At 57.2% G+C, this 21,361-nt stretch carries 15 protein-coding genes; 6 read left to right on the forward strand and 9 right to left on the reverse strand.

The window, feature by feature from the left end; translation table 11 throughout:
* Nucleotides 1-68: 68 nt before the first annotated feature.
* From ABD890_RS16875 to ABD890_RS16885, 3 genes are all read right to left on the reverse strand, one after another.
* Nucleotides 69-2,225: a 3-hydroxyacyl-CoA dehydrogenase NAD-binding domain-containing protein gene (locus ABD890_RS16875; protein WP_345092235.1), complete on the reverse strand. Its 2,157-nt coding sequence runs from the start codon at nt 2,223-2,225 to the stop codon at nt 69-71.
* A 165-nt stretch (nt 2,226-2,390) separates the two neighbouring features.
* Complete coding sequence (locus ABD890_RS16880) at nt 2,391-4,673, reverse strand: HEAT repeat domain-containing protein (protein ID WP_345092238.1); 2,283 nt, start codon at nt 4,671-4,673, stop codon at nt 2,391-2,393.
* Nucleotides 4,674-4,741: 68 nt separating this feature from the next.
* Nucleotides 4,742-6,724 (reverse strand): hypothetical protein, encoded by a 1,983-nt coding sequence (locus tag ABD890_RS16885; RefSeq protein ID WP_345092241.1) that lies wholly within the window; start codon nt 6,722-6,724, stop codon nt 4,742-4,744.
* A 207-nt stretch (nt 6,725-6,931) separates the two neighbouring features.
* Here ABD890_RS16885 and ABD890_RS16890 point away from each other — a divergent pair, with 207 nt between their 5' ends.
* Nucleotides 6,932-7,885, forward strand: a complete 954-nt coding sequence (locus ABD890_RS16890; RefSeq protein ID WP_345092244.1) for a histone deacetylase family protein — start codon at nt 6,932-6,934, stop codon at nt 7,883-7,885.
* 13 nt (nt 7,886-7,898) lie between these two features.
* On the opposite strand, the gene ABD890_RS16895 is transcribed toward ABD890_RS16890, so the two are convergent.
* From ABD890_RS16895 to ABD890_RS16905, 3 genes are all read right to left on the reverse strand, one after another.
* Nucleotides 7,899-8,087, reverse strand: coding sequence for a hypothetical protein (locus ABD890_RS16895; RefSeq protein WP_345092246.1), 189 nt, complete (start codon nt 8,085-8,087; stop codon nt 7,899-7,901).
* 230 nt (nt 8,088-8,317) lie between these two features.
* Complete coding sequence (locus ABD890_RS16900) at nt 8,318-9,634, reverse strand: S41 family peptidase (RefSeq protein WP_345092247.1); 1,317 nt, start codon at nt 9,632-9,634, stop codon at nt 8,318-8,320.
* A gap of 92 nt (nt 9,635-9,726) precedes the next feature.
* Complete coding sequence (locus tag ABD890_RS16905) at nt 9,727-10,962, reverse strand: DUF4013 domain-containing protein (RefSeq protein ID WP_345092250.1); 1,236 nt, start codon at nt 10,960-10,962, stop codon at nt 9,727-9,729.
* 207 nt (nt 10,963-11,169) lie between these two features.
* On the opposite strand from ABD890_RS16905, the gene ABD890_RS16910 reads away from it, so the two are divergent.
* Together ABD890_RS16910 and ABD890_RS16915 are read left to right on the forward strand one after the other, a co-directional pair.
* A complete protein-coding gene (locus ABD890_RS16910; protein ID WP_345092254.1) occupies nt 11,170-12,804 on the forward strand; it encodes a DUF1549 domain-containing protein in 1,635 nt (544 codons plus the stop codon).
* Between the two features lie 9 nt (nt 12,805-12,813).
* Nucleotides 12,814-14,133, forward strand: coding sequence for a DUF1501 domain-containing protein (locus ABD890_RS16915; protein ID WP_345092257.1), 1,320 nt, complete (start codon nt 12,814-12,816; stop codon nt 14,131-14,133).
* Between the two features lie 6 nt (nt 14,134-14,139).
* Here the strand turns inward: ABD890_RS16915 and ABD890_RS16920 are convergent, their stop codons facing one another.
* The 3 genes from ABD890_RS16920 to ABD890_RS16930 form a co-directional block, all read right to left on the reverse strand.
* Complete coding sequence (locus ABD890_RS16920) at nt 14,140-15,606, reverse strand: DoxX family protein (protein WP_345092261.1); 1,467 nt, start codon at nt 15,604-15,606, stop codon at nt 14,140-14,142.
* 116 nt (nt 15,607-15,722) lie between these two features.
* Complete coding sequence (locus ABD890_RS16925) at nt 15,723-16,115, reverse strand: hypothetical protein (RefSeq protein ID WP_345092264.1); 393 nt, start codon at nt 16,113-16,115, stop codon at nt 15,723-15,725.
* 25 nt (nt 16,116-16,140) lie between these two features.
* Nucleotides 16,141-17,079, reverse strand: coding sequence for a DUF1559 family PulG-like putative transporter (locus tag ABD890_RS16930; RefSeq protein ID WP_345092266.1), 939 nt, complete (start codon nt 17,077-17,079; stop codon nt 16,141-16,143).
* A 274-nt stretch (nt 17,080-17,353) separates the two neighbouring features.
* Between ABD890_RS16930 and ABD890_RS16935 the strand changes: the two genes are divergently transcribed.
* The 3 genes from ABD890_RS16935 to ABD890_RS16945 all read left to right on the forward strand — a co-directional run bounded on the left by ABD890_RS16935 (nt 17,354) and on the right by ABD890_RS16945 (nt 21,300).
* Nucleotides 17,354-18,889 (forward strand): YifB family Mg chelatase-like AAA ATPase, encoded by a 1,536-nt coding sequence (locus ABD890_RS16935; protein ID WP_345092269.1) that lies wholly within the window; start codon nt 17,354-17,356, stop codon nt 18,887-18,889.
* A gap of 278 nt (nt 18,890-19,167) precedes the next feature.
* Nucleotides 19,168-20,460 (forward strand): APC family permease, encoded by a 1,293-nt coding sequence (locus ABD890_RS16940; protein ID WP_345092272.1) that lies wholly within the window; start codon nt 19,168-19,170, stop codon nt 20,458-20,460.
* Between the two features lie 3 nt (nt 20,461-20,463).
* The gene (locus ABD890_RS16945) at nt 20,464-21,300 is read left to right on the forward strand and encodes a hypothetical protein (protein WP_345092275.1); all 837 of its coding nucleotides are present in this window, start codon (nt 20,464-20,466) and stop codon (nt 21,298-21,300) included.
* Nucleotides 21,301-21,361 lie beyond the last annotated feature (61 nt).

Genomic DNA, 21,361 nt, shown 5'->3' on the forward strand with positions numbered 1-21,361 from the left:
ATTATGACTTCGGCCACTGCCAGAACACTTGCGTCTTCCGGCAACGCACGAGGGGATGCATCGGTGAACTAGTTCGACGCTCGGTCGTAAAACTTGCTGTCGTTCTTCGCCATATCGAGCAGCATTTCGGTGGGGACAAAACGCTTGCCGATTTCTTCCAACGGCTTGAGCCATTCGACGAGGGTCTTCGCCCCGACCGTATCGGCCCAGAAGAGCAGCCCACCTTTGAACGGTGGGAACCCGATCCCAAAGATCAAACCTAGATCGACGTCGCGCGGATCGCGAACGACGCCTTCGTCCAACGCTCGTGTCGCTTCCAACAGCATTGGCAAAATCAAGCGATGTTCGATCTCGGCATCGGTGATTTCTCGCTGCGGCGGATCGACATAACGGGCAATCAGTTCCAATGCCATTGGATCTGGCTCGGGACGTCCCTTCTTTTTTTCGTGGTTATAGAAACCGTATCCCTTTTTCGTGCCAAGGCGTTCGTTTTTGATCAACGCGGGCAAGATCGGGGAAACGAGCGTGCGATCTGGGAAGGCGTCGTACATGGTTCGTCCGGCATAGAACGAAGTGTCGATGCCCACCATGTCGTACAAGGCGATCGGCCCCATCGGCATGCCGAACTTGACCGCGACTTTGTCGATCCGTTTCATATCGACCCCGTCCTGAAGAAGCTGCGTCGCTTCGTTCATGTAAGGGAACAACAGTCGATTCACCAGGAAGCCAGGGCCATCGTTGACCACGATCGGAAACTTGCCGAGACCCTTGGCGTAGGCGACGGCGGTCGCGGCCGTCTCGTCCGAAGTTTTCTCGCCCCGGATCACCTCTACCAGCTTCATTTTGCGAACTGGGTTGAAGAAGTGGATCCCGACGAAGCGTTCTGGGTGCTTCAGGTTTTCGGCGAGCTTGGTGATCGGCAAGGTCGACGTGTTGCTTGCCAGGATGGTGGTCTCGGGGAGGTTTTCTTCGAGACCGGCGAAGATCTTACGTTTCAGTTCGAGATTCTCGACGACCGCTTCGATGATGATATCGCTGTCGAGAAGTTCAGCGCTATTGGTCGTGCTGCGAAGACGACCTGCATACTCGATGGCTCGCTCGACACTCTTGCTGCGGGTCGCTTTGTCGAAGGAAACCTCGTCCAAAATCGCACTGGCACCACGCTGTAGTGCTTCCGCGTTGGCGTCGTTCAGCTTGACTGCCAGGCCACGTTTCAAGTTAGCGGCCGCGATCCCGCTCCCCATGATCCCGGCACCGATCACGCTGGCCGATTGCAGCTTGCGAGGTTGCGGCCCATCGCCAGCGACACCGCTATCTTTCTTATTGCGATCGGTCAGGAGGAAGACGTTGATGAGCGCCGCATTGACCGGGGTGCCGAACAGGTTGGCCATCCCCTGGGCTTCGAGCTCTAAGGCCGCTTCAGCATCGAGCATCGCTCCGCCGAGCAACGTTTCCAGAGCGGCCAATGGTGCAGGGTATTGCCCCTTGGTCTGCTGCTGAATGTAGGCCGATGCGGTCGCCCCCATGAAACCGAGTTCGGTCTCGTTGATCGAGATCGGCTGAACGCGTTGGGCTCGGTCTTGCTTGTACTGACCGGTCTTTTCTTCTTCGCGAATGATGCCGATTGCCGCCGCCAAGAGGTGCTCTGGCGAAACCATGTCATCCGCGAAGCCAAGTTCGAGAGCCTTCTGCGGAGAGACACTTTCGCCCGAGGTGATCATCTTCACCGCATTGCCCAGGCCGACCAATCGCGAAAGTCGCACGGTACCACCCCAACCGGGATAGATGCCGAGCTTCACTTCCGGCAAGCCGATCTCGGTCTTATCGTGCGTCGTGACCACGCGGCGATCGCAGCCAAGGGCTAGTTCGGTACCGCCACCGACACAGGTACCGTTGATGGCAGCAACGGTGATCCATTTGTTGGTATGCAGTCGCCCGAAGAGGGTTTGCCCCCAGCGGCACATCTCGTAGGTTCGCTTGGTATCGACTTCCATCGATGCAGCGAACTCGCGAATGTCGGCACCAGCAATGAAAATACTGGGCTTCGCGGAATCGAGAATCACGCCAACGATATCGTCACGTTTGGCAAGTTCGTCGAGATGGCCTGCCAACTCTTCCATCACCGGATGGCTGAGGATGTTCGCCCCTTTGTCAGGCAGGTCGAACGTAAGGCGAGCGATGTCCTTCTCGGGGAAGCTGAGCTTGATGCTGGAATTCGGGGCCATGTCTCCGTCCGTTTCGTCCCGGGCCTTCGGCAAGGGTATGCCATCTGGACCACGTAACACCATTAGGGGAGCGTAACATGCGGGGTGCTCCCGGACGAAGGAATTATAACGCGCCGAGGCGGGAAGGGTTGTGCGGAGCCAAGCCCTGGCACCGGAGAAATTGGCTTACTGGAACGAGGCCTGACGGTCGAACCAGTTTTTCCACGCAGCACACCGGGCATCCAGCGAATCGGCCGGAGAAATCTGCCCTGGGTGCTGTCCTTTCGGGACAAGACTGGACAGTCCGTCGAGAGCCGCACTGCGGATAGCCGTTTCGTCGTCCAAGGCTCGGATCAAAGTGGGGATATCCGAATCGTTGTTGCGGGCCGCGATCGATTGGACGGCCAGCAAGCGAACCGTCTTCGACGACGAATAGGTCATGCGGTTTAAATGGCTTGATCCGCGTGGATCTTGAAACTGATCCAAGGCCCGGCACGCAGCCAGTTGAACATCGATGTCGCTATCGAGCAGCATTTCGGCGAAACGATGACGATCGCCATCGCGCTGAAGCTGCTGCAAGGCTTCGATCGCCGCGATACGAACCGCAGGCATCTCATGTTCGAGGCCATCGCACAACTGCGAAGCAACATCCGGCAAAGGATATCGCGACACATGTTCATAGGCCGCGATACGTACTTGGGTAAGATCGGTTCCCAAGGCCCGACGAACGATCGCTTCGGCAGGGGGACGCTGATCATCGTGAACCATTTCCAACAGCACCGGCCATGTCATCGGTGTGAAGCGGTCGATGTTCCGGTAGATCCGCCAGACAACCAGTTCCGGCAAAGGATGCTGCGTGGCGTGTTGTGCCAATTGTCGCGCGGCGCCGAGAGCCAGTTGAGGGCGGTCAGAGATCGCTTCTTCCAATCGGCGGTAGAGCGGATCGCACTGGGGCAACAAGACCTGGAATAGGTAGTCGTTTTCGTAGTTGGCCAGTTGTTCGGCAGCTTGATCAACAGCGGTCAGCACTTTGGCTGGTTCCAGCAGCAACGTTTGCCGGGCCTTCACGCGCTGCGACTCATCTGCGGCATGTTGGGACTGGTCGATCAAGTCGAGTATGGTGATCGCTTCCTCGGGAGACAGTTCGACGCGTTCGATTGGCTTCGGCTCGTCGTCGGCGTCATCCGACTTTCGCGAAACCAGCATGCCTGCCCGGGCTTCGATCGCTTCGCGGACCTGGCGGCTGTTGTCTTCGCTGAGCTTCTCGATGGCGAACTGATGGCGAGGTTCGATCGGAATGAATTCGGCCACCGCCAGGCGAACTCGCCAAGAGGGGGCTTCCGCCAGGCGAGTCCAATGCAGGTGATCGTCCAGTTGAGCCCAGGCAATCACGGCAGCGACTTGCACAAGCGTCGAATCATTTTCGGTAATCGCTTCGAGGGCTTCCCGCGCTTCCTTCGAGCCTTCGCGACCCAGGCCGATCGTCGCGGCTTCGCGTGTGGGGAAGTCGGCCGAGCGCGTTTGTTCGAGCAGGCGATCAACCGGAGCGACCGATCGCAAATAGGCTGGCCACAGTCCGACACGACGAATTGCCTGGGTCGACATGGTGCCGAATCGTTGTTGAATTGGTTCCGGCACTTGGCGACAGTGAGCGACCAGGAGCAGATCGAGGATCGTTTCCTGAATCTCAGGCTTCTGCTGAGCGAACGCATCAATGAACTGCGGATCGTCTTCGATCTTCTGCGATACGGCCGCCAATGCGACCCAAAGCTGTTGTTCCAGCAGGGTGACCGCGTCTTCGCCTTCGATCTGAACCGAAGAGAGCAACGCCTCGCGTCGATCGAACAAGCCAGCCACGACAGGTCGAGCTATTTGCGTTGGTTGCAGGACGATGGCTTCCAGCAAGGCAGCTTTCGTGGCGGAAGTGGTCGTTTCATCTTCGACCAACTGGCCGAGTGCCGCCGGGTCGACCGACTCACCCAGGCGAGCCAGTCCGATCATGGCCGTCGATTGAACTTCCGCATCGGTAGACCGTGTGCCAGCGAGGAGTGTGTCGCAAGGTGATTCTGGCTGATCCAGCAGCCGTTCGAGGGACTGATGTCGCCACAGATGCGTGCCGGTGGGAATAGCCCGGTAAAGAGGTGTTCCCGCGTCGTGATACCAGCCCCGCGACGAAATTTTACGAGGGCGAAAGTCGTTCTTCTTCGATTGAATGACATTCGCCGCGAGGATCGCTTCAGCCTCGGTCACGGCAACGTCAGGCTTCGCCGCTTCGTCCATTGGCGTGGATGTGAGCTTGCCGGGAAGCGACTTCGGTTGCTCTGGGGACGGTTCGCTGGCCAAGGTTTCGAGCGCATGATCATCGCTGACGACGCTACGGCAGCCACTTCCACAAAGAAGGGTGACCGCTGCGGCGAGTGCTAGCAGCGAAGCAAGAATCGAGTTGGCCCGAACATAATTCTGGATCATGCCGCCGCTTTTAACGGGCGGCGGCTGTCGGGACAAGATCAGTCAGGCGATTGCCCAGGTCGAAAGAACTACCCAGGCAGGTCGCTGCCCGTCGGAGGCATCGGAGTCGATCCGGCACCACCGGCTGGACCACCAGCAGGGGGCGCTGGATTGCCAGGGCCAGCACCAGGGCCACCTGGAGCAGCAGGACCACCAGCACCCGGACCACCCGGTCCAGGAGCGGCCGCTCCACCGGGCACATCGGCCCCACCTGGAAGGTCAGCACCGCCAGGGACATCGGCTCCACCTGGAACGTCCGCACCGGCAGGCATCGCGGGAGTACCACCGGCTCCTGCGGCGGGGCCAGCACCAGGACCGGCACCAGGAAGGTCGGCTCCGCCTGGCATATCGGGACCGGTAGGCATCGCACCGCGGCGAGGACCTGGGGCAGCACCACCAGGAACATCGGGACCGACCGCTTCGTCTTCTTCGTCATCCTTATCCGGAGGCGTGATTTCGATGGCAGCCTTCGCGGCCAGCTTCTGAGCGGCCGTGGTCAGGTTTTCCAGACGGGTCTTCGAGTTCTTCAGTAGTTCAGCTTCCATCAGTTCGTCGTCATCGATGGTGGCCAGCATGGCAATCATCGCGTTAGCCAGGGCCACGATCATTTGACGATCTTCGGCTGCCTTGGCGTAGCGAATCAGACCTTCATTGATGTTCGAACCATCGCCCGAGATTGGCTGCGTGGTGTTACCCACCAGGCCTTGCTTGGCTTCGTCGAGATGGGTCTTAGCTTGACGACGGAACAAGGTTTCCATGCGGAGGACGACTGGATCTCGCTGGATTTCCTGCTGTTCCATGCCGCCGCCGAACTCGCCACCTTCCATCATGCCTTCGTCGCGGGAACCACGTCGACTGTTTCGACGACCGCCGCCACCAACTGGACGACCTGCCGATGGGGAGGATGGCCCGGCACCACGACCGAAGCCAGGAGCACCGCCTCCCATGCCGGGAGCACCCATGCCAGGCATACCCATGCCGCCGCCATATTCGCCGCCGCCACCTGGGCCCAGCATGACCTTGTAGTATTCTTTGATCGCGTCGTCGTACCAATCGACGTCGGCGGCAACTGCTTCGAGGCCGACCTTGCCGATTTCAGCCGATTGCTTCACGACATCCATCTTGCCGGCGGTCTGCGGATCGAAGGTCATCTGGCCCTTGGCAGCAATCGCTTCGCAACGCATGTTCATCGGCAGCGACTCGTCGAGAATCACGGTGTCGAGTGCCTGGGCCAGGTTGCCATTCACCCCGGAGCTTCCGATCGACTTGGCAACATCGATAGCGCGCTTCCGCATCCATTGATGTGCGTCGGGGCTGGAATCCTTCGGGACTTCTTTCGCGTTGATCGTTTTGACGACCAGACCGAGCACTTTGCCTTTTTCTGCATTCGGCATCGCACCGAGATTGATTCCGTAAAGCTGGGCGTGATCCATCAGACCAACCCAAGCACCGATCTTGACGGCATCGCTTTGGCTTGGATCTTCAATGATACTCACCAGCATGGCCGTGGCCGGGGCGTAAGGAACGGACGGCGTTCCGGCTAGCGTGTCCATTTCTTTCGAGCGCAGGTCACCCAGCAGCAAAGCAGCGTTATAACGCAGCACTGGGTGATAGGCTGGCTTGATGTACTCGCGCATGAACTCGACCATGATCTCGTTCAGCATCGCTCGGGCTGTCGGATCGGCGTAGTTCGGCGAGTAATAGGTGCGGAGAAACTCTTGGCGTTTGGCACCGGCCTGGGATGCGTTCTGCTTGCGCGTCCAGCTTTTCAGGTAGGCATCGCGGAAGAATTTACGAATCGCCGTGCGGCCCGATTCGTCCATGGTCTTCCCGCCGAGGTATTCGCGAACGACCGCTTGTGCCTGGCCAAACCGGATACGGGTTTGGGGGTCGCGGGAGTCCGGATCGATATCGGTGGCGGTGACATCAATTTCCTTGTACTGCGCCCAGGCAGATGGTGTGGCAATCGCCATCAGCGCGAAAACCAGAGACCAAATTGCAAGTCGTTTCATGCCACGATGTTCCTATGGGTAGATACGTGCGAACCTCGGAATACGTGAGGCTCGGCTTCGATGAGACTGGCGAGGGTAGTTTAGGGAAATCTTTCCCCCGATCGACGAGTTATGTAATCATACCCTCTGACTTCGCCAAGGTTAAGAATAGTTGCCTGAAGCGGAGAGTGTCAACGAATTGGTGGATTCCCCCTGAGAGGGTAGGTAATGGATGAAAAGAACCTGCTTTATTACGACGATCGTTTTCTTCAGCACAAAACGACCTCGCACCCAGAGTCCGCGGTCCGATTAACGACCTGTACCGAGCGTCTTCAGGCCGAAAAGACGTGGGAATCTTGGGTTCTCCCCCCATTCGAGCCGGCTAATAAGTCGGACTTATTGCTGGCTCACGACGCCTCGGTGGCGGAAGGAGTTGAGAAGTTTTGCCAACAGGGGGGAGGTCGAATCGAAGTCGATACGCTGGTCTCGCCTGAATCGTACGAGGTTGCCTTGCTGGCGGTCGGCGCGGCGATCGATGCGACCCAGAAGGTTGTCCAAGGAGAAGCCGACAATGCCTTCTGCCTGTTTCGGCCGCCGGGACACCATGCGACCCCTGATACGAGCATGGGGTTTTGCTTGTTCAACAACGTCGCCGTGGCGGCATCGTACGCGGTGAAGAGGCTCGATCTATCCCGGGTGCTTGTCGTCGACTGGGACGTGCATCATGGTAACGGCACGCAAGACATCTTCTGGCGAGACGAGACGGTCGGGTTCTTTTCGATGCACCGCTATCCGTTCTACCCAGGCTCCGGCGATCATCACGCGACAGGCGAAGGACCGGGGTTGGGGCTGACCCACAACCTGCCGATCACCTATGGAACCGATCGGTTCGAGATCTTAAGCCGGTTCGAGCATCAACTGCAGAAGTTTGCCGAACGAGTTCGCCCCGAGTTGGTGCTGATCAGCGCTGGGTTCGATGCCCACAAAGACGACCCGGTCGGAGACTTGGGCCTGGAAAGTGAAGACTTCATCACGCTGACGCAGCAGGTCCAAGAGGTGGCCAACACCTGGTGTGGCGGAAGAATCGTCAGCCTCTTAGAAGGAGGCTATAACCCGGCCCGACTGGCCGAGTCGGTTCAGCTTCATCTGAACCAACTGGCCGCGGATTCTTCGGGGGAGTAGCGATAGGTCGCGACTATCGTTCGAGCGGGTCGATACCCTTTTCGGCGACATCATCGGCAACGCTTAACATCTTCAGCAGCACCACAACGTAAGGTGTTTCTGGATGCGGCTGAACGGGGAGAGGTCGCGAGAACGATTCCAGTTCCAGGCTGGTTGGGACGTTCTTCTTAGGCCAACGGAAGTGATCAACGTTGCAGACCATCAAGGCGACTTTCTTCAGTTCATGAGTCGGAAGGGAGAGGATGGCCGTGTAACTTGCAATGCGAGTGCCAAAAAGTGCCAAACCGCCTTCGAAATGATTCAAGTCGATGTTTATCGAGGGTTTTGAATTTGCCCTCGTGGCGGCAAACTTTACCCTGTTTTCGCGAGTCCGATAGCCCTCAGACTCGAAGGAAGAATTTTCAAATCACCTTTGCAAAAGCTTCCAAACGCCTACTTAGCGGCGTCTTGAATCGCTTCGATGGCCATTTGCAATTGTGGGTCGGTAAAGTCGAGCAAGGCTTGTTCGTCTTCCGAAATCTCACGCTTGTCGGCGGAGGAAGGATCGGCGAAATTCGTTCGGTCGACATCGTGCAGCCGACGCGAGCGGATGACTTTTGCCAACGTCTCGTCGTCTAATTCCAACTCCCAGCTTTCGTCAGGGGTGACACCCCAATCGTCATCATCCTTAGAATCAGGAAAATGATGAATGTTGCTGCCGCTCGGCCGCCAGTACGTCGCGGTCGTGATCTTCATGGCTCGGCGATCTCCATCTAATGGAAAGATGCTTTGCACGGTCCCTTTGCCGAACGAGCGTTCGCCGACGATCGTGGCTCGATGATGATCTTGCAGGGCGGCGGCGAAGATTTCGCTGGCACTCGCGCTGAAGCGATTCACCATCACCACCACTGGCAGGTTCTTCGGAACGATTGTGCCGCCGGACGAAGCTTCGTAAACGTCGCGGATCTGGTTGTTGCGGGTACGGGTTGTGACGATCTCTCCCTGATCGATAAACATATCGACCATTTGAATCGCCGCGGTCAGATAGCCGCCAGCATTCCCTCGCATGTCGATGATGATCCCTTCGACCTTGCCATCGATCTGCTGAAGTGCGGCCTCGAAGTCGGAAGCGGTCCGATCGCCGAATGAATCGACCCGGACATAGCCAATCTTAGGATTCTCGGCCAGCACGTAGTTCCACATGCCATTGGGGCCGTGGGTGTCTCCCATGACCGATTCGACCATGATGCTGGCCCGGTTCATGGTAATATCGACTGGCTTCTCCGCTCCGATATGCATCACGGTCAAGGTGACCGGAGTTCCTTTTTCGCCATGCAGCCGCTTGAGCGAGGTATCGAAGTCCTCGCCGTTGAGCTTCACGCCATCGATCGCCAGGATAACATCGCCTGCTTGAACGCCCGCTTCATAAGCCGGCGCGCCTGCTAACGGCGTGATCACCAGCATCTCGCGGGTTTCTTTGTTGAAGTCGACATGCACGCCAATGCCGCCGAATTCCTGACCTAGCTCTCGGCGGAAATCAGAATAACGGGGCGGGGCGATGTAGACCGAGTTTTGATCGAGAGGCGCCGTCAGGCCTTCCATCGCGGCGTTGAATAGATCTTCGTCATCGACCGGACGCACGTAGAACTCGGAGATGGTCCGCATCCCTTGCTGGAACAGCAAGGCATAGCGAGATTGTCCCACCGACGCGTAACAAATCATCGCCACGACGAAGGTGACGCAAATCGTAATCAGGTTTCCACGCGGCATAAGGCACTACGACGTAATAGCAGGTCTGCGAGCAATCGGGTCCCTCTATCGTACCCCGTGCAGCAGGATGGTCCTAGTAGCAAGGCCTTTGCCTAGCTTCCCAGAAATGGGACCGGAACGAGAAACGCGTGCTGTTCCAGCAGGCTATCTGCCCCGCGCCACGAGATGTAGAGAAACAAGTACATGAAGAAGATATACGACACGACGACCGGAATCGCAGCCAGTCGACCCAGCCATCGCCAAACGAAATGAGCCGGTTTCTCCCGCTTCTTAGCCACGGCCAACGCCCAGCCAGAAAGCATCCGGGCCGGAAAGATGAACACCACAAAGAACAAGCTCGGAAGCCAGGCGATCTCGCGGTCGATCATTTCGATCTTCAGCAAGTAAAGCGGCAAGGCAAACAGCAGCGTCGTCAACAAAGCCAACCACCATGCCAGCGGAGCCTGACGAAAGAGGCTGCGAACCTTTCGCACTTCAAACAACGCCTTGAACCGGTTCTCGGCCGCGAAGTGGGCTTGCAGAAATGGCAGGTAAAGTAGCACGAAGGCGAACATCAGCATTCCAGGCAAGCTCACCACGAATGCGGCCCCTGGCTCGGTAATCTGCCGGGCACCTATCATCCACAGCACCGGAATCGCCAGCCAGGCCAGCGTCCCGAAGAAACCGCGCGCTCCGAGCGAGAAGTAATGCCACAGGTGAAGTTCTCTGATAAACGCCAGCGTTCCTTCCCGGGCATGAGCATACATGCCGCCGTGGAAGATCGTCTTGAAAAACAAGATGGGAGCTGGCCAAAGGAAGTGGCGGAAGCGACCTCCGCGATAGCATGCCCAAGCGACATGCAGACCAACGGCCACGGTCGCGATCATCGTGACCGTCCACAGGTTTCGCGTTTGGGGACTGTTCGGATCGATCAGCCAGGCACTTTGCCAAGCATCGGAAAGGAACCGCAGCGGCAGAAACATCAGCCACGCTCCGGCCACCATGCTGCCGATCTTCGAGGCCTTCCGGATTCCGACGAATCCTTGGGTGAACTTCCCCGTGCGGCCGATCCGACCGGCAACTTCCAGCAGATAGCCGAGGCTCATCAGGTTCAGCACCGGCACGGTCGCCAGAAAAGCGAGGATCACGACCATCGAGACCACGCCGAAGCACCAGTCACCGGCACTCAGCAGGCCAGAGCCAATCCGCCAGAAGATTGGCGTCTTGGGAGGTATGCCCACACCCTGGTCTGGCGTTTCGGACGACGAAGGTGGATCGCCCAGCGGTCGGACGATTTCCTCCGCGGCAATCAATTCGTCGGTAGGCCAGCTTGCATTGGCAACAGGCATGGATGTTTCCAGGGGTGACGAGACGAGATCGTGGAAAATCTGCGTAGGTTCTTTTTTTACCCGGACAATTGGGCGGGTGGTTTTGAGAAATCGAAGAAATCGCCAAGTTTTCTCTGCAATGGGAAACTTCCACCTGGGGATATTGGTAAGAATGGAGTCGAATCGCACCTTTTCTCGTCTGACAGACTTCGTCACGGACCAACGCATATGTGGCTGAAGAACATCGCATTTATCGCTCTGGCGACGATTCTGTTCGCTTCGCTGGCCAACTGGCTGCTGGCTCCGCCGAGGGTCGAGGCCATCGATACGCCGCTGATCGTGGCCGATGCCAGCATGTTGAAAGCCAAGCAGATCATCGACGCCCAGTTCGCCGAGATCTGGGAACGCGACGACCTGAAGCCTGCTCCGAAAGCGGACGACCTGACGATTGCTCGCCGCATTTCGCTAGGACTGACCGGTTCGATTCCTTCGCTCGAAGAGATCCGCCTCCTCGAAAATCGCCCCCAAGAAGACCGCCTGGCATGGTGGGTCGATCATTTGCTCGAAGATCGCCGATACGGCGATTACATGGCCGAGCGTCTCTCGCGAGCCTATGTCGGAACCGAAAACGGACCGTTTCTCATCTTTCGCAAACGGCGATTTGTTACCTGGCTCAGTGATCAACTAATGGCCAATCGTCCGTATGATCAACTCACGAAAGAACTGATTGCCGAGTCAGGCCTGTGGACCGATCATCCAGCGGTCAACTTCATCACGGCGACCGTCGATCAAGATGGCACCAAAGAGCCTGACGTCGCGATGCTGGCCGGACGTCTGGCGCGTGCTTTTCTGGCGACTCGTATCGACTGCGTGCAATGCCACGACGACAACCTGGGGGGCGATCTGAAGCAGAGCGACTTCCACGAGTTGGCCTCGTTCTTCAGCGAAGCGCAGAATTCGTTCGTCGGCATCACCGACAAAAAGGGACGCCCTTACGAGTTCAAGTATCTCAATGCGGAAGAAGAAACGACGGTCCCTGCCCAGGTTCCGTTCAATCAGCAACTGTTGGCAGAACAGAGCGGAACTCTTCGCGAGCGACTCGCCGGCTGGGTGACGCACCCCGAGAATCGCCCCTTTGCCCGAGCGTTGGTGAATCGAGTCTGGGCGGTGATGACTGGCCGGCCGCTGGTTGAACCGGTCGATAGCATCCCGCTGGAGGGCAGCTTCGAGCAAGGAACCTATCCGCCAGGGCTCGAGCCACTGGTCGACGAGTTTATCGCCAGTGGTTTTGATCTCAAGGAACTGATTCGCTTGATCGCTTCGACCGAGGCTTTTCAGCTTGACAGCCGGGCCGAACATGAAATCACTTCCCGGCACGAACAAACCTGGGCGGCATTTCCTGTCACGATGCTTCGGCCGGAACAAGTTATCGGCAGTATCAATCAGGCGACGTTTCTGCAAACGTTGAACGCTGATAGCCATATCCTCACGCGGCTGATTACGTTCGGCGAAACGAACGACTTCCTCAAGCGTTATGGCGACGCAGGCGAGGACGAATTCAGCATGGATGGTGGGACGATCCCGCAGCGGTTGTTGATGATGAATGGCAACCTGGTCAAAGAGCGGACCAAGCAAAACTTCCTCCGGAACTCCGCTTCCCGCGTGGCGGCACTGGCCCCCAGCGATGAAGTCGCGGTCGAAACGGCGTTCTTGTGCGTGCTGACGCGACGACCAACCGAAATCGAGCAGCAGCACTTCGTTGCTCGCCTGAAAGATACCGAGATCGAAGCCAATCGTATGCAGGACCTGGAAGACATCTACTGGTCCCTGATGAACTGCACCGAATTCGCCTGGAACCACTAAGGATTTGCCATGAATCGCTTTCCCAACATGCTGGGGCCGGAAGGGTGCGGCACGGCGGCGCATTTCTCGCGTCGAACCTTATTGCAAGCCGGCGCAGGCCTGGCCTGGCTGACGCCTCTTTCTCGCCTGCTGGCCGCGTCGTCGGAACAATCGCCCGCGGCACGCCGCCGGCCTAAGTCGGTGATCGTGCTCTGGATGCAAGGTGGTCCCAGCCAACTGGAGACCTGGGATCCGCACGCCGGCAAGCTGATCGGTGGCGATGTGAAAGCGATCGATACGTCGGTCTCTGGCGTACAACTGGCCGATACGATGCCATTTACGGCCGAGATCATGGATCAGGTCTCGCTGCTGCGATGTGTCACCAGTAAAGAAGGGGATCACGAACGGGCCACCTACAACATGCAGACCGGGTATCGCCCTGACCCGACGCTCGTTCATCCGGCGATTGGTGCGGTGATGTGCCACGAGTTGTCGGTCGATGGTGTCGAGATCCCGCGTCACATATCAATCTTCCCAAGCGAGTTCTCGCCGAAAGGTGGTTTCCTGGGGAACAAGTACGACGCGTTCCGGATGTACGATCCGATTGGCCCGCTGCCAGATCTGCCCAAACGTGTTGGCGAAGATCGGTTCGAGGCACGTATGGCTGATCTGGATATCCTGGAATCGAGCTTTGCCCGTGGTCGAAGAGCCGACATGGAAGCCAACAAGACGCTTCACCGCAAAACGGTCGAGCGGGCCACCACGATGATGACCTCGGACCAGATTGGTGCGTTCAACATCGACGAAGTCCCTCAGGCCATCAAAGATCGATTCGGAGACAACGGCTTCGGACGTGGCTGTCTGTGTGCGACGCAGTTGATCGAGACTGGCGTGCGATGCGTTCAGGTCACGCTCTCTGGCTGGGATACGCACGCGAATAACCATCAACTGCAATCGGCCCGGGCCGCGCAGCTCGACGCCGCCTTCAGTGCCACGATCAAGTATCTGCAAGAGAAAGAGATGTTCGAGGACACCTTGGTGCTGTGTGGTGGGGAATTCGGACGCACCCCGAAGATCAATCCTGCCGCCGGTCGCGATCACTGGCCACACGGCTTTAGCGTGGCTCTCGCCGGGGGAGGCATCCGCCGCGGTGTGGTGCTGGGAGAGACCGACCCAGAAGGGGGCAAGATCACTGCCGACACCAAGCATGCCGTTCGGGTCGAAGACATCCACGCCACGATCCATTCTGCCTTGGGAATCGATTTCACCAAGGACTATCAAACCCCGATCGGTCGTCCCATGGCTATCTGCCAGGGAGAGCCTATCTCGCAGATCATCGCCGATGCTTAATGGTCGCTATTCGATCGGTCGCTGACGCTGGAACTCGAGAATGGCGTCGAGCGTCATGTTCGATTGTTCGTATTCGATGACGACCAATCGCGGCTGCTTCATCAACTCCCCGATGGCGGCATTGGTAACCGGGGTGTTGGTGAGACCGATCCCGACCAGCTTCGGCAGAACGGGCAGCCGCTTCAAATCGTCGTCCGTCACCCGGCAATCGGCCAAATTCAACTGCTCCAGGTTCGGTAGCCCTTCCAGCAATCGGAGGAGCTCTGGGCGGTAGTATTTGCTGGGGATCTCCACCGCGTAGATCGGTTCGCCTGCTTCACGCCGCAAGAGCTTCGCTCCGCCACGCCGCAGCAGGAACATGGCTCGCCGGCTGTCGATTTCCACGCCGGCGATCTCTTGATCGGAGTAAAGGATGAACTCTTCGCGGGTGAGCGGCTTCAGGTTGCCATCATCCAGCTTGATAAAATATTGATCCCCCAGCCAAGGACGGGGCTCGCTGATATGTAGCTTCGAGCCGGCAGGGGCCGAATGCTGAAAGTAATTGCGAAACAGTCGCCGTTCGTTGGGAAACGGAACGTGCAGGTCGCCCCAGCCCAGGATCTTCTGCGAGCCTTCGGTCGTCGTGATAATCCCTTCGGGCAAATGGTTCGAGTACAGCACGCAGGCAATTCCGTGATCGACCACACCAACATAAAACCCCAGCGGATAAAGCAGTATCGCCGCCGCCACGATCCATTCCCAACGAAACTGGGGCTGGATGCTCGCTGTGTTCCACATCACCCAGAACCCTATCGTCGCGGTCGCCAGGTTCCATGGAACAACGCTCACGTTGTGGTTGTAGAACAGCGGCGACAGGAAGATCACGATTCCCACATGCATCAGCACGCAGGGAATCGCCGCCCAGCGAGGCCGGAACACCGCCAGCAATCCCGCCGCAAGTTCTCCCAGGCCAACGCCCCAGGCAAACAACATCTGAAACTGCTCGGGATCGACATGCAGCGAGCTGACCATGTTCCACGAGCTAAACGAAAACCAGTCAGGCGAGAGCAGCTTATGCGTGCCGGCCCAGATCCAGAGCGACGCCAGAAACCACCGCACGATCACGATGCCCAGATCTTCGACCACGGCCAGCATTAAGATCACCATCACGATGACCTGGGGCTGGGTGCGGTATTGATCGAAGACAAAAGAGATCAGCAGCGAGATGGCATGGATCCTTAACCCCAGTCGTGGCTTGACGAGCACCAGCACCAGGGTCGCCATTATCCAAAGTCCAAATGGAACTTGGGGCATCTCGAATAGCGGCATATGGACTGGCGTTTCGCGCACTTGCCACAGCGGCCAGGTAATCAGAATGGTTGCGGCCTGGCCCAGAACGGCGACAACCAGCAGGGCATAGCGAATCGGCGGCAACCCCAGCAGGCGCGGCGTGGTCGAAAGGTCCGAGGATTCGAGCGGAGTGGCGATGGTCATGAATCGATGGGCCGCAGGGAATATTCGCTACAACCCACAACCATAGCATACCAATAAAAAAGGACGCATCCCTAGGTGGGGACGCGTCCTCGATTTTTCGTTTTGTCGATGGCTGATTACGGTTTAGGAATCTCGAAGTCGACTTCGGTTCCATCTGTTGGAATGTTCACTTCGGTCTGGTAAGCGGGAAACAGAGCCTTGCCTGGGCTGTTCGCCGCGGCTTCCGTCGAGGGATCGACTTTCCCATCGTAGCCACGAATGGTGACCGTATACTCTCCGCCGACAATCCCTTTGCCACCTGGGGTCTCATAACGCCCATCGGTGATTTGACCAATCGTGCCTGGCCCCGAATTTCCTTTTGCGGAGTTCGGTTCCAGGATGACATCTCCGCGAGGGATCGGCTGGCCATCGAAGGTCACTTTGCCACGCAGTGGCTCGCCATAGCCGGAGTTGCCACCACAGCCAACGCTGCCGACCAGCAACAAACCGACTAGTAAGAGGAAACGCATGTTTGACTCCTTGTTCGAGGATCCACTAGTAGCCGCCCAGCGGCAGGCCGTCGGAACGCTTGGCCAGGTTCTGCGAGATGGTCAGATCGGTCGTTTCCGCCAGAAAATGAACCGAGCCATCATTGAAAACAAAAAGGGCTCCGCCGGGATGATCGCTACGGAAGGCGCTGGTGAAGCTTTCCCAGCTGCCGGTTGGATTCGTGTTCAATTGATAGCGGAATCCCGTCAAGCAAACCGGCAGGCCGTTACCATCGTTCTTTCCACTGGCAGCCCACGAGAAACCAACCGAATCGTGCGGATGGTTGTTTTCGCCAATCAGCATGACATTGGAAGTGCCGTCGGTAATGTCGGCGAAACGTGTTCGCGAGTTCACGTACAGCGTGCCGTTGGAATAGAAGCGGCGAACGTTTGACGAATGACCCTGGCATGAAGAATCGCTGTCAGGCCCACCACCTTGTACGCCACGATAACTGGCTCGCAGGTCGTTCTCTGCAATCTTCGAGTCCGAGGGGCACTGATAGGCAGTCATCGGAACCAGGACATCCTTGTTCGGGCTGGGCACATCCTGCCCGCCTGGATCGAAGAAACGTTGCTGATACACATTTCCACCCCAGGCGAACTGGTCGTACATGTTTTGCTGTTCGATGAAAGGCAGCAGCATGACCGTCCACGGAGCATGGCCCCCATGGACCGGCGTCCCCATACTGTCGCACCAGTTGCTGGCGTTGTAATTGATGTTGGTCTTAGGCGAGATATAGCCCGAGGTGAAGCTACCGAAGGTATCGTGATAGTTGTGCATCGCGATTCCCATCTGCTTCAGGTTGTTGCTGCAGCTCATCCGTCGTGCCGCTTCGCGAGCCTGTTGTACGGCTGGCAACAACAGGGCAATCAATACCCCAATGATCGCTATTACGACGAGCAGTTCCACCAACGTGAAACCTCGTTGAAATCGTGTGGACTTCATGGTCGGCTACCTCAAACTAATGCGGAAAAGTTTTAAATAATGTTGACCCTGTTTGTGAGCATATTGACCCCAGTGTCCCCCTACAACGGATTGTGGGTTTTCATAGGGCAGATGACACGAAATGAAATTAAGGGCATGACAAAATGAAAATCCACGGACTCAATTTCTTTGGGAATCTTTGCTGAACGGCTTGATCGTGGGGTTTGTGGTCTCGCAGAATGGGGGTGTCCGTGATGTACATAGAGACGACAACTGGTGATGAAGGTTCTTTGAAATGCTGGCTCAACTACGTACCTACTCGATGGCAGGAATCGAGGCGATTCCGGTTGAGGTCGAGGTCGATGTTTCGCCAACGGCGCTTCCTAAGACGGTGCTGGTCGGCCTCCCTGAGGCCGCGGTGAAGGAGAGCGTCCACCGAATCGAACGGGCCATCGTTAACTCCGGCTTCTTCTGCCCCAGAGACCGCATTGTGATTAACCTGGCCCCGGCCGAGCTTCCCAAGAATGCCGCTTCGTTCGATCTGCCGATCACGCTGGGTATCTTGCTGGGAAGCGGGCAACTGATGAGTGAACGACTCGATCAGTACGCGATCGTAGGAGAATTGGCTCTGGATGGCATGACACGGCCGATCCGGGGAATCCTTTCCAAGGCGATCGAAACCGAGAAGCAAGGATTGGCCGGCATCATCGTTCCGGCCGAGAATGCTCGGGAAGCGGCCGTCGTGGAAGGGATCGAAGTGATACCGGTCTCGAGCCTGGCGGAAGCCGTGGGGTTCCTGGCCGGGCAACTCGATATCGAACCGGTCCCGCCTCAGATTCAGTCGCTGTTGGAAGAACATTGCAACTACGAAGTTGACTTCGCGGACGTACGCGGCCAGGAACTTGCCAAGCGAGCCGCCACGATCGCCGCCGCCGGGATGCATAATCTTCTGCTCGTTGGGCCGCCCGGCTCAGGCAAGACGATGCTGGCCAAGCGAGTGCGGACGATCTTACCGGGGCTGACGCCAGGAGAATCGGTCGAGACGACGCGGATCTATAGTGCGACCGGGAGGCTGGCGACGAATCAGCCGTTGCTAGCGACTCGTCCGTTTCGTTCGCCCCATCATACGATCAGCGAAGCAGGCCTGGTGGGAGGAGGCAGCAACCCGGCTCCGGGGGAGATTTCGCTTTCGCACAATGGGATTCTGTTTCTCGACGAATTGCCAGAGTTCAATCGGCGCACGCTCGAATTGATGCGGCAGCCGCTGGAAGATCGCCAGGTGACGATCAGCCGGGCACTACGAAGCGTAACGTTCCCGGCCGACTTCATGCTGGTGGCGGCGATGAATCCGTGCCCGTGCGGCTTTCGAAACGACCCGAGGCGAGACTGCCGTTGTAGCGTTCCGCAGGTCGAGAAATACGTGGGCAAGATCAGCGGACCTTTGCTCGACCGGATCGATATCCAAATCGAAGTGCCGGCCGTGCCATACCAGGAACTGGCCAGCACGACGGAAGGAACCAGCAGCGAAACGCTCAAGCAGATGGTGGTCGCGGCCCGGGCCATCCAGACTCGGCGATTCATCGGCAGTCGCACGCGGTACAACGCTCAAATGAGCAGCCGCGAGGTTCGTAAGTTCTGCCATGTTGAGGAAGAAGCCGCAACGCTGATGAAACAAAGCATCAGCAACTTCGGCCTCTCGGCCAGGGCTTACGACAAGATCCTCCGCTTGGCTCGAACCATCGCCGACCTGGAATCAGCCACTACGATTACCGCCGATCACGTTTGCGAGGCGATCAACTATCGGATGCTGGACCGGAGCTTGGTGGGATGAGGAGCACTTGATATTCCTGAGCTTTGCTCGAAGCTTACAGAGTTTCCACCACGCGACACTGGCTTCTATCTTAATTCATCGATTTTTCTTAGATGCCCTCCCCATTCCTAGGATAAGGGGACAAACACGCCAGCATCGACTTCGAGTGGAGGCCAAAGACCAGGCACACACGAAGGGGGAACGGTTTGGTGCTAGCGGCACATCTGTCTAAAATTCTCGCTGAATTGCCGTGACTGTTGATTGGCTATTATCTAACAGAATTGCAAGAGTGAATTTCTTTGATAAGTAACACGGAGAAGTCTACAGGCTCGCAGGGAGAGCTTGGCCCGGTTCGCGTGTGGGCACTAGCTGCCGGCGGAATGGTGGGTGGGGGGATCTATATTGCCCTGGGGGTTGTGATCGCGGTAGCTGCACAGTGGGCATGGCTCAGTTTCGTGATTTCGGGCGTCATTGCCGTTTGTACAGCGTACTCCTATGCCCGAGTTTCAAATCACTACAAGAGAAGTGGGGGAGCTTTCGAATTCCTGGAGGAAATGGATCGACAAGGCATTGCCGGAAGTCTTTCGTGGCTCTTGATTCTCGGGTACACGCTGACAATTGCTGTGTATACATTCGCCTTCGGACACTATCTCGCCTATTCAATCGGTGGGGGCCCTGCTGTAATTCGAGCCTTCGCCATTGGGATTGGTATCGCACTGATCGGGTTGAATCTTGTCGGTATTGGCAAGATGACAGCGGTCGAGGTGGTGATTGTCACCGCCAATCTGGTCGTCCTGCTAATTCTTGGACTCATTGGGATCTGCAATTGGGATAGTACTCAACTTCTTGCCGGCATCGAGCCTCGAACACCTTGGTCTGCCAGTGTGGGTGCGGCCGCGATCTTTGTGTCGTACGAAGGGTTTCAGCTCTTGACGTATGAATATGAGAAGGTCAAATCGCCGGAAAAGTACTTTCTGCCCGTTCTCGTTTCCGCGGCCATTTTCGTCGTATTTGTCTATGTTCTTGTTGCACTAGGGGCGACGATGTTGGCTGGTGCCCTGGCGATTGTCGAAGAAAAACAAGTGGCCCTATCGATCGCCGCTGAAAATGTGGGAGGAACTGCTGGGCTCGTGGTGATGACGATCGCTGCCGCCTTCGCTACCGCGGCGGCGATCAATTCGACACTCTTCTCCACAGGAAAACTCGCGGCTCGTGTCGCGCGCGACCACGAATTACCAGGCTGGTTTTCTCATCAGAACCGCTTTGGTGTGCCTGATCGACCCATCATCGCGATTGGTATCGTGGCAACCCTACTATCGGTTCTTGGTTCGCTATCGGCACTGGTCGAAGCAGCAAGCCTCGTCTTTCTGGCGGCCTTTTTCATAGTGAACCTGACATGTTTTCAATTAGCTGATTCGAACCGATGGATTCCGCTTACGGGGATTATTGTCGGTGCGATGATTGGCGTCGTATTGGTTGCTCGGCTAATTGTGACTGCTCCAATTTCTCTCGCGGTGCTCGTATTGCTAAGTTTGGTGGCAACATTGGGCCGTAGTGCGATCTTGCGTTGGCTGAAAAGCAAAGAAGAGTAATCGATGGCACAGGAACATGAACAGCTACCCTGGGGGCTAGGCCTCTTCCTCACAGTGGCCTGTGCGCTTTCAGGGTGCCTCGGCAGCGATCCGTCCCATAAAGCGGATCTTTCTATACTTAACGTCAGTAATCCTGCGGTTCCCTTGGAAGTAACGGCGCATCGCAGTTCAGACACCGAGCAGCGGTTCGATGAAGTACTTCCATTCGGGCAACTCGTGAATGCGAAATCACTGGAATCGGGTGTGTGGAATTTCACACTCGAAAATCAAACGCGGATGCCTGCCGAACAGTTCAGCTACGGACTAGGGAAGGACGCCAACTACCTTCTAATTCTTTACGGATTCAACCAGGAAACGCCCTTTGCTGATTCCGGCTCGAGCCCTGACCTCTGGAAGCAGAGTTTCTATGAAGAGGCGAAGTCGTTTCTCGGCGGTATGGAGGTCGTGACCGCGAAGCACTTTCTTCTTCAGCAAAAGTTGCTTCGTTTGCCCTCAGCGAAGCTTGATGACTCCCCGAAACTCCGACTCGCCGTTTTTTCGCCAGGCAAAAATGAATTTATCGTCGACCTGATCGACAAGGCTGGCACCCACCATCAATCACCGCGGCAAGGGTTCTCCGAAGTAAGTGATTGGCTCAAACCAAACGCAGGCGAGACCGAGTTCTCAGTACGCTATGCGGACAGCCCAGCCCAAGTCGGGAACGGGACAATCGAACTCCCGCAAGGAAGCGTCACAACCATGATTGTGGCAGGGCAATCCCCCAGCGGCCTACAGGTTCTCGTTCATCAGTGGAAGGACCAGGAAGCCACCATGATTGATGCTGGAAAATCCAACAACTGAGGGCCGAGATGACGTCAGCGGATATTGGCGGCGAGGCGATCAACGATCGGTTGAGGGATCG

Source organism: Bremerella cremea, assembly GCF_039541315.1.
Classification (GTDB): Bacteria; Planctomycetota; Planctomycetia; order Pirellulales; family Pirellulaceae; genus Bremerella; species Bremerella cremea.

Excerpts from the sequence above, each read along its gene's own strand:
- ABD890_RS16875 (WP_345092235.1), bottom strand. The coding sequence starts at position 2,225 with ATGGCCCCGAATTCCAGCATCAAGCTCAGCTTCCCCGAGAAGGACATC.
- ABD890_RS16880 (WP_345092238.1), bottom strand. The coding sequence starts at position 4,673 with ATGATCCAGAATTATGTTCGGGCCAACTCGATTCTTGCTTCGCTGCTA.
- ABD890_RS16885 (WP_345092241.1), bottom strand. The coding sequence starts at position 6,724 with ATGAAACGACTTGCAATTTGGTCTCTGGTTTTCGCGCTGATGGCGATT.
- ABD890_RS16890 (WP_345092244.1), top strand. The coding sequence starts at position 6,932 with ATGGATGAAAAGAACCTGCTTTATTACGACGATCGTTTTCTTCAGCAC.
- ABD890_RS16895 (WP_345092246.1), bottom strand. The coding sequence starts at position 8,087 with ATGGTCTGCAACGTTGATCACTTCCGTTGGCCTAAGAAGAACGTCCCA.
- ABD890_RS16900 (WP_345092247.1), bottom strand. The coding sequence starts at position 9,634 with ATGCCGCGTGGAAACCTGATTACGATTTGCGTCACCTTCGTCGTGGCG.
- ABD890_RS16905 (WP_345092250.1), bottom strand. The coding sequence starts at position 10,962 with ATGCCTGTTGCCAATGCAAGCTGGCCTACCGACGAATTGATTGCCGCG.
- ABD890_RS16910 (WP_345092254.1), top strand. The coding sequence starts at position 11,170 with ATGTGGCTGAAGAACATCGCATTTATCGCTCTGGCGACGATTCTGTTC.
- ABD890_RS16915 (WP_345092257.1), top strand. The coding sequence starts at position 12,814 with ATGAATCGCTTTCCCAACATGCTGGGGCCGGAAGGGTGCGGCACGGCG.
- ABD890_RS16920 (WP_345092261.1), bottom strand. The coding sequence starts at position 15,606 with ATGACCATCGCCACTCCGCTCGAATCCTCGGACCTTTCGACCACGCCG.
- ABD890_RS16925 (WP_345092264.1), bottom strand. The coding sequence starts at position 16,115 with ATGCGTTTCCTCTTACTAGTCGGTTTGTTGCTGGTCGGCAGCGTTGGC.
- ABD890_RS16930 (WP_345092266.1), bottom strand. The coding sequence starts at position 17,079 with ATGAAGTCCACACGATTTCAACGAGGTTTCACGTTGGTGGAACTGCTC.
- ABD890_RS16935 (WP_345092269.1), top strand. The coding sequence starts at position 17,354 with ATGCTGGCTCAACTACGTACCTACTCGATGGCAGGAATCGAGGCGATT.
- ABD890_RS16945 (WP_345092275.1), top strand. The coding sequence starts at position 20,464 with ATGGCACAGGAACATGAACAGCTACCCTGGGGGCTAGGCCTCTTCCTC.